Here is a 12,897-nt window from a genome sequence, read left to right on the forward strand (position 1 = left end):
GCTTAAACGCTGAGCGCGGCGCGCAATTGCGCTTCGAGTTGCGCGGCGTCCAGGTCTTGACCGATCAACACCAAGCGCGTGGTCCGCGCCTCATCGGCGCCCCACTGACGGTCAAAGTGCTTGTCGAAACGCGTGCCCACCCCCTGAATCAGCAAACGCATCGGTTTGTTGGGGATCGCGGCGAAGCCTTTCACACGCAGGATGCCGTGCTTGACCACCAGTTGGGTCAGCGCATCCAGCAGCAGGCTTTCGTCGGCTTGCGGCAGTTCGAGGGAGATCGAGTCAAACGCATCGTGATCGTGGTCGTCATGGTCATCACCGTCGTGGTGGTGGTCGTGATGGCTGTGACGGCTGTCAATGTGCTCTTCGGAGCCGGCACCGAGGCCGATCAGCACGTCCAGCGGTAGGCGACCGCTGCAGGCTTCGATGACTTTGACCGCCGGTGGCAATTCTTCAGCGACTTCAAGGCGCACGCGGGCCAGGTCTTCAGGGCTGATCAGGTCGGCCTTGTTGAGGATCACCAGGTCGGCGCTGGCCAATTGGTCGGCGAACAGCTCGTGCAGCGGCGATTCATGGTCCAGGTTCGGGTCGAGTTTACGCTGGGCGTCGACCTGATCCGGGAACGCAGCGAAGGTGCCGGCGGCCACGGCCGGGCTGTCGACGACGGTAATGACCGCGTCGACGGTGCAGGCACTGCGGATTTCCGGCCATTGGAAGGCTTGAACCAACGGTTTGGGCAGGGCCAGGCCCGAGGTTTCGATGAGGATGTGATCGAGGTCGCCGCGACGGGCAACCAGTTCGCGCATCACCGGGAAGAATTCTTCCTGAACCGTGCAGCACAGGCAGCCGTTGGCCAACTCATAAACGCGACCGTTGGCTTCTTCTTCGGTGCAGCCGATGGAGCACTGCTTGAGGATTTCGCCGTCAATGCCCAGCTCGCCAAACTCGTTGACGATCACCGCGATGCGACGGCCCTGAGCGTTGTCGAGCATGTGCCGCAGCAGCGTGGTTTTGCCCGAGCCGAGGAAACCGGTAACGATGGTGACGGGGAGTTTGGCCAGTGTTTTCATCGGATGCCCTTTGGCTTTGGTGGCGGGCATACGGGACGACGACCGGCAGCGCGCACGCGCATGCCTGAAGAGTTCGCCACCGGATCACCCCGCCCGGTTGAAAGTGAGAATCTGTGTCGAGGCAGGTCTCCTGGCTGACGGCTGGCCAGTCGATTGACTGGCGGTTGCTGCGCCTTCCCGCTCGCGCCATGGCTGGCGCATGCAGTGGCATGGCAGAAACTGAACCGTTCACAGTTGCGGGGGCAGCCGCGGCATTGACCGCGTTCCCTTCTTAGCTTCGACAAACGCCGAAGAACCTCGAAAGCGCAAGGCTACGCATCGCGCTGGGGCGGGTCAATGTTCACATGACATTGGCGGCGCGCCCTTCGCGAGCAAGCCCGCTCCCACATTCGACCACGTTCCAATGTGGGAGCGGGCTTGCTCGCGAATGGAGCGCCTCGGTTTTCGAGTTGAGAACCCTTGCCAATTGACGGCCAACCCCCGCCCATGCTCTCCTACACGCCTTGTTACGGGTGCCCTTCACAGGGTGAAACGGGAAACCGGTGAATCATGTGCTTTACTCAAAGCCATGTCAGTCCGGTGCTGCCCCCGCAACGGTAAGCGAGCGAAGCATCAAATCCACTGTGCCAGCAGTTCGGCATGGGAAGGTGATGTTTGCAGGCCACGGCGAAAGCCAACGCCCCTCGTGAGCCCGGAGACCGGCCCGCAACACACAGTGACCCTTACGGTCACGGAACAACAAACCCGCGGTGGGCGGGCGCTGTTTGAACGTCTGCGAGCCCGAATCGCAGGGGTTTTCCATGCGCTCTATTCACCCGCTGACAGACCAGAGGGAAGCGCGCCATGTCGATCATCACCAGCACCGGCTCCAGCAGCACCGCCAGCACCACCACAACCCTGACCCAACGCCTGACCGCCGCCGTGTGTGCGTCGATCCTGGGCGCGTGCCTTGTCTATTTCGCCGGTTTCTCGCACATAGAAGCGGTGCACAACGCCGCGCACGATACCCGTCACAGCTCTGCGTTCCCGTGCCATTGAGACCTGCCCAAATGATCAAGCGTATTGCGCAAACCGCAGGTTTCACCGGGTTGCTGGCCGCCCTGTTGCTGACCCTGCTGCAAAGTTTCTGGGTGGCACCGCTGATCCTTCAGGCCGAAACCTACGAAAAAGCCGAGCCGGCAGTGGTTCAACCCCATGAACACGCCGACGGCGCCATGGCCGCTCATACCCACGACGCCGAAGCCTGGGAGCCGGAAGACGGCTGGCAGCGCGTGCTGTCGACCACCGGCGGCAACCTGGTGGTCGCGGTCGGTTTTGCCCTGATGCTTGCCGGTCTCTATACCCTGCGGGCGCCAAACAGCACCGCACAAGGTCTGCTCTGGGGCTTGGCCGGTTACGCGACGTTCGTCCTCGCACCGACCCTCGGCCTGCCACCTGAATTGCCGGGCACTGCCGCAGCCGATCTGGCACAACGGCAGATCTGGTGGATCGGCACGGCGGCGTCCACAGCAGCCGGCATCGCCCTGATCGTGTTCAGCCGTCATTGGCTGATGAAAGTGCTGGGCGCGGCGATTCTGGCCACTCCACATGTCATCGGCGCACCTCAGCCGGAAGTGCATTCGATGCTCGCGCCGGAAGCCCTGGAAGCGCAGTTCAAAATCGCTTCGCAGCTGACCAACGTGGCGTTCTGGCTGGCCTTGGGCCTGATCAGTGCCTGGTTGTTCCGACGCAAAAACGATGGCCAATACCACGCATGACAGAGACCCGCACAGCGCCGACGTTAGTGGTCGGCCTGGGCTGCCAGCGCGGCTGCCCCGCCAGCACGCTGCGGGCATTGCTTGATCAGGCGTTACAGGCTCATCAAGTCGGACTTCACGAAATAAAGGCCCTGGCCAGCATCGACCTGAAGCGCGACGAGTCGGGTCTGGTCGAGCTGGCCGCACAACTCGAGTTGCCGTTGTTGTTTTTCAGCAGTGAACAATTGGCCTGCTATCACACCAAACTCACCCATCATTCAGACATCGCCTTCGAGCGCACGGGCTGTTATGGCGTAGCGGAAAGTGCTGCCCTAGCATTGGCCGAACAATTGGCCCAGGCGCCGGCGAAGCTGCTGATATCCCGACAAAAATACGCTCAGGCGACCCTGGCATTGGCCGGCGCTGCGTAAAATCCCTGGTAATCGCGCATTCGATCATGAGCAATCTTCATCTGAAGCCGTTGCCCTGCCCCTTTTCTCACAGGAACCGACGATGACCGTCTACTTCATTGGCGCAGGCCCCGGCGACCCGGAACTGATCACGGTCAAAGGCCAACGGCTGATTCGCAGCTGCCCGGTGATCATCTATGCCGGCTCCCTGGTGCCCGTGGCCGTGCTGGAAGGCCATCGCGCCGAACAGGTGGTCAACAGCGCCGAACTACACCTGGAACAGATCATCGAACTGATCAAAACCGCCCACGCCAACGGCCAGGACGTGGCACGGGTGCATTCCGGCGATCCGAGCCTGTATGGCGCGATTGGCGAACAGATTCGCTACCTGCGTGAGCTCGACATTCCGTTTGAAATCGTACCGGGCGTAACGGCGACAGCGGCGTGCGCGGCGCTTTTAGGGGCGGAACTGACCCTGCCGGACATTTCGCAAAGCGTGATTTTGACCCGCTACGCGGACAAGACAGCCATGCCGGCTGGCGAAGAACTGGGCAGCCTGGCGCAACATGGGGCGACCATGGCCATTCATTTGGGCGTCAATCACCTGGAGAAAATCCTCGCTGAACTGCTGCCGCATTACGGCGCGGACTGCCCGATCGCGGTGATCCACCGGGCGACCTGGCCGGATCAGGATTGGGTAGTGGGGACACTTGAGGACATTGCCGGGAAGGTTGAAGCGAAGGGATTTCGGCGCACGGCGTTGATCTTGGTCGGGCGCGTATTGGGGAGTGACCAGTTCAGCGCCTCGTCGCTGTATCGCGCGGGGCATGCGCATCTCTATCGCCCATAGGGCCTCTTCGCGAGCAAGCCCGCTCCCACATTTGATCTTCGTCGTACACAAAATTTGTTTTCGCGGGAGATTCAATGTGGGAGCGGGCTTGCTCGCGAAGGGGCCAGCGAACTCCACCCATAAAAAAACGGCACTCACGGGTGCCGTTTTTTCATTTCGCAGCGAACACCTTAGTAGTAGGCGTTTTCTTTCTGCGTGTGGTCGGTCACGTCACGAACACCCTTGAGCTCAGGAATACGCTCAAGCAACGTGCGCTCGATGCCTTCCTTCAGAGTCACGTCCGCCTGGCCACAGCCCTGGCAACCACCGCCGAATTTCAGAACGGCGATACCGTCTTCAACGACATCGATCAGGCTGACCTGACCGCCGTGGCTCGCCAGCCCCGGGTTGATCTCGGTTTGCAGGTAGTAATTGATACGCTCGTTAACCGGGCTGTCGGCATTGACCATCGGCACTTTGGCGTTTGGCGCCTTGATGGTCAGTTGGCCGCCCATGCGGTCGGTGGCGTAGTCGACCACCGCATCGTCCAGGAAGGCTTCACTGAAGTGATCGATGTAAGCGGTGAAGCTTTTGAGCCCCAGCGCCGTGTCTTCAAGTTTTTCTTCGCCCGGCTTGCAGTAGGCAATGCAGGTTTCGGCGTACTGGGTGCCAGGCTGGGTGATAAAGACGCGGATGCCGATACCCGGGGTGTTCTGCTTGGAAAGCAGGTCAGCCAGGTAATCATGGGCGGCGTCGGTAATGGTTATAGCGGTCATGGAAACTCCTCGCAGGCTTGGGCGCAGTTTACGCCAATCATCGCGCCGCACAAAGTCCTAGTATTTTTGTCAGGAAAGAAATGGTGATCCCTTGCAGGAGCGGGCTTGCCCGCGAACGCGTCAGGTCATTCAACATTTATGCTGAATGTGACGACCTCTTCGCGGGCAAGCCCGCTCCCACAGGGAATTGCAGTGGCTCAGAGATTCTCGTAGCGATTCATATCCAGCACGCCCTCTTCCACCGGGTCGGTTTCGTGGACGTAACGGCTGAGGTCGTGGAAATAGAACCAGAATTGCGGATGACTGCGACGAATCCCCCACCGTTCGACGATTTTCTCGAAATCATCCGTGTCTTTGGCGTTTTCCATTGCAGCGACGAACGCCGGGACCTGGTCGGCCGGAATGTTGAACATAAAGTTCGGGTAACTGCTGAGTACACCCGGGTAAATGGTCAACGTGTCGAGCCCCGGCTGGTAGCGCAAAGATTCACCGAGCAGGAACGCCACATTGCTGTGCGCACGGTTGCGCAACAGGCTGTAGGCCACGCGTTTGCCGCTCGTCGTTTCGATACGCAACATCGTTGCTTCCGGCAACTGGTCGATGACCCTCAAGCCGGCTGCCGGGCGCGAAGTCAGGCGACTCAATACTTGTTCGGCGTCCTGCAAGTCCGGGTCGATATTCGGCCGCGAGCAATACGCACCATTGCACCGGTTGATCGGATCGGGGTTGGCATTGAGTTCGCCGTAACGGGCCAGCAACTGCATGGCGAAATCGCGCTTGGGGTCTTTCTCGTCGAGTTTCAGCGCGGTCGGTTTGTCGTCATCGATGGACTCATAGTCCAGCCACATCTTGAACTTGCCGCTGTTCTGGTACCAATCGTCGAGGTAGCCGTCCCGTGAGTCGGCCGGCATCAGGCGCAGGAAGTTCTGTTCGGCGCCGTTACGGATCAGGTCAAAGTACAGGCGGGTCTGGGCCTGGTGGGAAACGTTGCCGAACACGTCGAAGTTCACCGCCAATTGGTAGTAGGTGCGCTCCAGCAGCGGAAAATCGAACAGCCACAGGGTTTGCGGCACATCGCCGATCAAGCCTTTGTTCACCGACGCACTGTCGAAGTGGCGGAAGATCGTCAGTAACGCGTTGTCATTCCCCGCCCACAAGGTCGACCAGCTAGGCGCCGGTGCGTCGGCGTAATTGTCCCGGCGCAGCGCTTCGTATTCGTTACGCTTGTCGCGGTAGCCATGCCACAGGCTCAAGACGCTACCGACATCGTCATTCTGACCCGGCATGGCCAGCAACGGTGTGGCCTGGCCGCGGTAATTCGGGTCGGTGATATAGAGGTCGTGCTCAGGGGCCTGGAACAGCGCCCAGAAGTTGTCGCGAATCACATCCGTGGCGATCTGCCCACGGCAAACCGGGCCACGAATGAACGTGCGCACGAAGTATTCGGCGTTATCGAGCATGAACTGGTAGCGCGCCTGCGCCGGAATAGCTTCGAAGGTATCGAACGGATTGGCCCGCCGTTCCGGCCCGTAGCCTGGCAAGGCGTTGACCTGCCAGTTGCCGCTATAGAACAGGCTTTTGACCCGCGCCATCTTCGCCGCACTCAGCGGATAGGTGATGTGGGTTTTCTGCACAATCACACCCTGCACCGGCCACAAGCGGTAATACACCTGAGTACCCGGGTCATCATTCGGACGGCGTGTGTTGATCAGGTCAATCGGCTGACCGGTGGGCGTACGCGAGCGCACCCACTGGAAAAAGTGCCCTGGCTCGCCGTCCTTGAAATAGAGATGGGCAAGAAACCAGTGCTCGAACAACCAGCGGGCCACCAGACTTTGCCGGGAGCCGGGGGCGTTGAGCAGGTTTTCCCACTGCACCACCTGCAACGCTTCTTTCGCGCTCGGCACCAGCCCCTGTTCATCAATCGGCGCACCCGAGGCCAGCCAGCGCTGCAGCGTCTGGTATTGCTGGTCGGTCAGGCCGGTGACCGCCAGCGGCATGCCTTCTTTGGGATGTGAACGGGCATAGCCGTCGAACTCCGCTGGCATGGCGCAGCGGTTTTCCCGGTTCAGACCCAGCACGATCTCGTCCGGCAATTTGGCATTGGGCTGCAAGGGGGTTTTATGGCCCAGCTCAAGCATCCGCGCCATCAACGCAGCCTGACTGCCTTGAGCGTCAAGCACGGGGAAGAAGCCCTTCTGCTGCCAGGCATGCTTGCCAAAGGCATCGTAAAACAGGCGGGTCGGTGCTGCGGCCGTTCGGCGATCGCCATCGTAGACCGGCACTTTGGTCGCGCCACGTGCCGCCCCTTCGCCACTGCCCAGGTTGAGCTGACAGGCGGCATCGTTGCAGGCATGGCAGGCCACGCACTTTTCAGTAAAGATCGGTTGAATGTCCCGGCTGTAGGAAATAGCGGTGGAAATGGCCGGACCTTGCGCCGCGGCGTCCCAGCTTAGAAGCAGCATAAAAATGCTGGTGATGACGCGATACGACATATCCCTGGTCCCAATCTTGAAAAATCGCCGCGATTCTACCGGGCAGGCACCCTGTCCAACATGAACGATATTCATGCAAAACCGGGGCATGCTCTAAAAGCGCACAGGTTTGCTATGATCCGGCCCCTTCGTCATGGTCTTTCCGAGTAGTCCAAATGTCCGATCGCAGTGTTCGCCTTCAAGCTCTCAAGCACGCCCTCAAAGAGCGCATCCTGATTCTCGATGGCGGCATGGGCACGATGATCCAGAGCTACAAGCTCGAAGAGCAGGATTACCGTGGCAAACGTTTTGCTGACTGGCCAAGCGATGTCAAAGGCAACAACGACCTTCTGGTGCTGACTCGCCCGGATGTGATTGGTGGCATCGAAAAAGCCTACCTGGACGCCGGCGCCGACATCCTGGAAACCAACACCTTCAATGCCACCCAGATTTCCCTGGCCGACTACGGCATGCAGGGCCTGGCGTACGAGTTAAACGTAGAAGGCGCACGCCTGGCCCGCAAGGTGGCCGACGCCAAGACCCTCGAAACCCCGGACAAGCCGCGCTTCGTCGCCGGTGTACTGGGCCCGACCAGCCGTACCTGTTCGTTGTCGCCAGACGTGAACAATCCTGGCTACCGCAACGTGACCTTTGATGAGTTGGTGGTGAACTACACCGAATCCACCAAAGGCCTGATCGAAGGCGGCGCCGACCTGATCCTGATCGAAACCATCTTCGACACCCTGAACGCCAAAGCCGCGATCTTCGCCGTGCAAGGTGTGTTCGAAGAGTTGGGCATCGAGTTGCCGATCATGATCTCCGGCACCATTACCGATGCTTCTGGCCGAACCCTGTCCGGGCAAACCACCGAAGCGTTCTGGAACTCCGTGGCGCACGCCAAGCCCATCTCGGTCGGTCTGAACTGCGCCCTCGGCGCCCGCGAACTGCGCCCGTACCTGGAAGAGCTGTCGAACAAGGCCAGCACCCACGTTTCCGCGCACCCGAACGCCGGCCTGCCGAACGAATTCGGTGAGTACGACGAGTTGCCGGTGGACACCGCCAAGGTCATCGAAGAGTTCGCTCAAAGTGGCTTCCTGAATATCGTCGGCGGCTGCTGCGGCACCACCCCGGGCCACATCGAAGCCATCGCCAAAGCCGTGGCCGGTTACGCACCGCGTCAAATCCCGGAAATCCCCAAGGCCTGCCGTTTGTCGGGCCTGGAACCGTTCACCATCGATCGCAGCTCGTTGTTCGTCAACGTCGGCGAGCGGACCAACATCACCGGCTCCGCGAAGTTCGCCCGCCTGATCCGTGAAGACAACTACACCGAAGCCCTGGAAGTTGCCCTGCAGCAGGTCGAAGCCGGCGCGCAGGTGATTGACATCAACATGGACGAAGGGATGCTCGATTCGAAGAAGGCCATGGTGACCTTCCTCAATCTGATTGCCGGCGAGCCGGACATCTCCCGCGTACCGATCATGATCGACTCCTCCAAATGGGAAGTGATCGAAGCCGGCCTGAAATGCATTCAGGGCAAGGGCATCGTCAACTCGATCAGCATGAAAGAAGGCGTCGAGCAGTTCATTCATCACGCCAAGCTGTGCAAGCGCTACGGCGCCGCGGTGGTCGTAATGGCGTTCGACGAAGCCGGCCAGGCCGACACCGAAGCGCGTAAAAAGGAAATCTGCAAACGTTCCTACGACATTCTGGTCAACGAAGTGGGCTTCCCGCCGGAAGACATCATTTTCGACCCGAACATCTTCGCCGTCGCCACCGGTATCGAAGAACACAACAACTACGCTGTGGACTTCATCAATGCTTGCGCCTACATCCGCGACGAACTGCCGTATGCCCTGACCTCGGGCGGCGTGTCCAACGTGTCGTTCTCGTTCCGTGGCAACAACCCGGTGCGCGAGGCGATTCACTCGGTGTTCCTGCTGTATGCGATCCGCAACGGCCTGACCATGGGTATCGTCAACGCCGGCCAGCTGGAGATCTACGACCAGATCCCGCAAGAGCTGCGCGATGCCGTCGAAGACGTGATCCTCAACCGCACCCCGGAAGGCACCGACGCCCTCCTCGCCATCGCCGACAAATACAAAGGCGACGGCAGCGTCAAGGAAGCCGAGACCGAAGAATGGCGCGGCTGGCCGGTCAACAAGCGTCTGGAGCATGCGCTGGTCAAGGGCATCACCACCCACATCGTGGAAGACACCGAAGAATCTCGCCAATCGTTCGCCCGCCCGATCGAAGTGATCGAAGGCCCGCTGATGTCCGGCATGAACATCGTCGGCGACCTGTTCGGCGCCGGCAAAATGTTCCTGCCCCAGGTGGTGAAATCCGCCCGTGTCATGAAGCAGGCCGTGGCGCACTTGATCCCGTTCATCGAACTGGAAAAAGGCGACAAGCCAGAAGCCAAGGGCAAGATCCTGATGGCCACGGTAAAAGGCGACGTGCACGACATCGGCAAGAACATCGTAGGCGTGGTGCTGGGCTGTAACGGCTACGACATCGTCGACCTCGGCGTGATGGTCCCGGCGGAAAAAATCCTGCAAGTGGCCAAAGAGCAGAAGTGCGACATCATCGGCCTGTCCGGCCTGATCACGCCTTCGCTGGATGAAATGGTCCACGTCGCGCGCGAAATGCAGCGCCAGGAATTCTACCTGCCGTTGATGATCGGTGGCGCGACCACCTCCAAGGCCCACACGGCGGTAAAAATCGAACCCAAGTACAGCAACGACGCGGTGATCTACGTGACGGACGCCTCCCGCGCCGTGGGCGTGGCCACGCAATTGCTGTCCAAGGAACTGAAACCGGCGTTCGTCGAGAAAACCCGCCTGGAATACATCGACGTTCGCGAACGCACGGCCAACCGCAGTGCCCGCACCGAACGCCTGAGCTACCCGGCAGCCATTGCCAAGAAGCCGCAGTTCGACTGGAGCACTTACGCGCCGGTCAAACCGACGTTCACCGGCTCCAAAGTGCTGGACAATATCGACCTCAAAGTCCTGGCCGAATACATCGACTGGACGCCGTTTTTCATCTCCTGGGACCTGGCCGGCAAATTCCCGCGCATTCTCGAAGACGAAGTGGTTGGCGAAGCCGCTACCTCGCTGTACGCCGATGCCCAGGAAATACTCGCCAAGTTGATTGACGAAAAGCTGATCAGTGCCCGCGCAGTGTTTGGCTTCTGGCCGGCCAACCAGGTGCGTGAAGATGACATAGAAGTCTACGGCGATGACGGCAAGGCGATTGCCAAGCTGCATCACCTGCGCCAGCAAATCATCAAGACCGACGGCAAACCGAACTTCTCGCTGGCCGACTTTGTCGCGCCCAAAGACAGTGAAGTGACCGACTACGTGGGCGGTTTCATCACCACCGCGGGCATTGGCGCCGAAGAAGTGGCCAAGGCTTATCAAGACGCGGGCGACGATTACAATTCGATCATGGTCAAGGCACTGGCCGACCGGTTGGCCGAGGCCTGCGCCGAATGGCTGCACCAACAGGTCCGTAAAGACTATTGGGGTTATGCCAAGGACGAGACGCTCGACAACGAGGCGCTGATCAAAGAGCAATACACCGGCATCCGCCCTGCTCCGGGCTACCCGGCCTGCCCGGATCACACCGAAAAATCCACGTTGTTCAAACTGCTGGACCCGGAAGCCGAAGAGCTGAAGGCCGGTCGCAGCGGTGTGTTCCTGACCGAGCACTACGCGATGTTCCCGGCAGCGGCGGTCAGTGGCTGGTACTTCGCTCACCCGCAGGCGCAGTACTTTGCCGTGGGCAAGATCGACAAGGATCAGGTGCAGAGCTACACCTCGCGCAAAGGCCAGGAATTGAGCGTCACCGAACGCTGGTTGGCACCTAACCTCGGTTACGACAACTAAGTCAGCTACCTGGCCACAATACTGTGGCCAGCAGTGATTCCCTTGTGGGAGCGAGCCTGCTCGCTCCCACAGTTGTTTGTGTCCGCCGTAGGTCTATGCTTATGGCTCAAACATAAATGACGGGGGATGTATGGACGATCCAGTCGACAACAAGCCGCCAACCTTCTGGCAAATGCTGCACAGCGTCATGGCAGCAGCGTTCGGGGTGCAGAGCGGGAAGAACCGGGCCCGGGATTTCACTCACGGCAAACCGAGTCATTTCGTGATTCTGGGGATTTTGTTCACAACGGTGTTCGCGCTGATCCTGTACGGCATCGTGCAACTGGTGGTGCATCTGGCCGGGGTCTAGCGCATCAGTGTTTGCAGGGTGAACGGGTAGCGGTAGGACGTCGGCCGCCCTTTGGCTGAGAGTCGACGGAAGTTCACGCCGTAGTCCGGCGTTGCCCCCATGGCCAGCATTCGCTTGGCTTGCGCCTTGTCGATCAGTTGCAACAACGGTATCTGTCGGTCACGGCCGCCGTACCGGTCGAGGTCGACGCCCCTGTCATAATCATGCAACTGCACCAACGCCCAGCCACCCAACGTGAAGTGACCGCCCAACAGCACGCTCAGACGACCGTCAATCATCGCCTGCAACGCGACGGGAGACGCAGAGATTGCGCTGAACAACGCATCTTTGCCGGGTTTTCCACCGGTTTCCTCGAACGCCTGCATCGCGCCAAACGCCATCTCGTCATTGGCTGACCACACCAGGGATACCTTGGGGTAACGCCGGAACAACAGCTTCGCCTGCTCATAGGCCCGCTCCCGGTTCCAGCCGCTGTAAACCAATTGGCGCAAACGCACTTCAGGGTGTTCGGCCAAGGCGCGCATCATCCCTTGCTCGCGCAGTTGCGCCGAGGGGGTAATTTTCAGACCCGAGAACGCCAGCAACTCGATGGGCTGGCCGGGCACTGCCCGCGGGTGCTGGCGGATCAGTTCCTTGAGCATCAGGTAACCGCCCTCCTCGTCGTTAGGCACCAGACTGCCCACTTGGTCCTCACGCTCACCCAGCAGGCTCTGCTGATTGGCCGTCAGCGACGCATTAACCATGAACAGCTTTACCCCGCTGCCTTGAGCCAGGCGCAGGATTTGCGGGGCGACGTACTGTTCATTGGCGAAAACCAGGTAGTCCGGGCGATCAGGACCCTGGAGGGCCAGCCGGGCTTGCGCCACCGTGAGTTCAGGCATGCGCTGGGCATACAGAATTTTCAGGTCAATGCCCAAGTCTTTGGCGGCGGCTTGCATGAATTGAACGTAGCTGATCCAGAAGGCTTCCTGGGTGGTGCCGGGGCTCAGGAACAGCACCGACTCTGCACGCGCAGTCGGACCGTAAATCGCGCCAAACGCCAGCAGGAAGGTGTAGAAAAACTTCAACATTTAACGTCCGAGCCCCCGGAAATTCCGCCGCGCATTATAGCCAGTGAAGTTCCGTAAAACGGGGTTTATTACGGCTTTTGTCCGACAATCGTCGGGTTGGGGCCCGGACGGGGTCGTTTATTGATGACTGACCCAGAATACCGCCGTGCCCACGACCAGGATGATCAGAAACAAGATCGCCCAAGCATCGACCGTACTGTCAGGCTTTGTAGCTTTGGTAGGGTTGCTCATTGCATCGCCTCTTGTCGGTTTTATCGGTGATTGCACAAAGACTCGACCACAGTAAAGACGACGAT

Annotated in this window: 10 protein-coding genes and 2 riboswitches; of the genes, 6 read left to right on the top strand and 4 right to left on the bottom strand. The window is 59.9% G+C overall.

The genetic code is table 11. From position 1 onward, the window contains the following. Window positions 1-2: 2 nt before the first annotated feature. Window positions 3-1,070, bottom strand: coding sequence for a cobalamin biosynthesis protein CobW (gene cobW, locus BMS17_RS01340; protein ID WP_077432157.1), 1,068 nt, complete (start codon window positions 1,068-1,070; stop codon window positions 3-5). 102 nt (window positions 1,071-1,172) lie between these two features. Continuing rightward, a riboswitch (cobalamin riboswitch) is annotated at window positions 1,173-1,385 on the bottom strand. Between the two features lie 178 nt (window positions 1,386-1,563). Next, window positions 1,564-1,792: riboswitch (cobalamin riboswitch) on the top strand. A 121-nt stretch (window positions 1,793-1,913) separates the two neighbouring features. Between cobW and BMS17_RS01345 the strand changes: the two genes are divergently transcribed. From BMS17_RS01345 to cobM, 4 genes are all read left to right on the top strand, one after another. Further along, a complete protein-coding gene (locus BMS17_RS01345) occupies window positions 1,914-2,108 on the top strand; it encodes a CbtB-domain containing protein (protein ID WP_046027452.1) in 195 nt (64 codons plus the stop codon). Window positions 2,109-2,119: 11 nt separating this feature from the next. Continuing rightward, the gene (locus BMS17_RS01350) at window positions 2,120-2,827 is read left to right on the top strand and encodes a CbtA family protein (RefSeq protein ID WP_077430253.1); all 708 of its coding nucleotides are present in this window, start codon (window positions 2,120-2,122) and stop codon (window positions 2,825-2,827) included. After that, window positions 2,824-3,237, top strand: a complete 414-nt coding sequence (locus BMS17_RS01355) for a cobalamin biosynthesis protein (protein WP_046027454.1) — start codon at window positions 2,824-2,826, stop codon at window positions 3,235-3,237. Before BMS17_RS01350 ends, BMS17_RS01355 begins: the two co-directional genes overlap by 4 nt. 82 nt (window positions 3,238-3,319) lie before the next feature. After that, window positions 3,320-4,066, top strand: a complete 747-nt coding sequence (gene cobM / locus BMS17_RS01360) for a precorrin-4 C(11)-methyltransferase (protein ID WP_046027455.1) — start codon at window positions 3,320-3,322, stop codon at window positions 4,064-4,066. A gap of 170 nt (window positions 4,067-4,236) precedes the next feature. Here the strand turns inward: cobM and nfuA are convergent, their stop codons facing one another. Continuing rightward, on the bottom strand, window positions 4,237-4,821 hold the full coding sequence (nfuA, locus tag BMS17_RS01365; RefSeq protein ID WP_046027456.1) for a Fe-S biogenesis protein NfuA: 585 nt from the start codon (window positions 4,819-4,821) through the stop codon (window positions 4,237-4,239). A gap of 197 nt (window positions 4,822-5,018) precedes the next feature. Beyond that, entirely contained in the window at window positions 5,019-7,316 is a 2,298-nt protein-coding gene (locus BMS17_RS01370) for a fatty acid cis/trans isomerase (protein ID WP_046027457.1), read from the bottom strand. Between the two features lie 155 nt (window positions 7,317-7,471). Here BMS17_RS01370 and metH point away from each other — a divergent pair, with 155 nt between their 5' ends. After that, window positions 7,472-11,182, top strand: coding sequence for a methionine synthase (gene metH, locus BMS17_RS01375; RefSeq protein WP_077430254.1), 3,711 nt, complete (start codon window positions 7,472-7,474; stop codon window positions 11,180-11,182). Window positions 11,183-11,312: 130 nt separating this feature from the next. Beyond that, window positions 11,313-11,531 (top strand): DUF2970 domain-containing protein, encoded by a 219-nt coding sequence (locus BMS17_RS01380; protein ID WP_046027459.1) that lies wholly within the window; start codon window positions 11,313-11,315, stop codon window positions 11,529-11,531. Here the strand turns inward: BMS17_RS01380 and BMS17_RS01385 are convergent. Then, entirely contained in the window at window positions 11,528-12,601 is a 1,074-nt protein-coding gene (locus BMS17_RS01385; RefSeq protein ID WP_046027460.1) for an ABC transporter substrate-binding protein, read from the bottom strand. The genes BMS17_RS01380 and BMS17_RS01385 overlap by 4 nt on opposite strands. Window positions 12,602-12,897: the final 296 nt, after the last annotated feature.

Origin of the sequence: Pseudomonas sp. C9 (assembly GCF_002000165.1) — a bacterium.
Lineage (GTDB): Bacteria > Pseudomonadota > Gammaproteobacteria > Pseudomonadales > Pseudomonadaceae > Aquipseudomonas.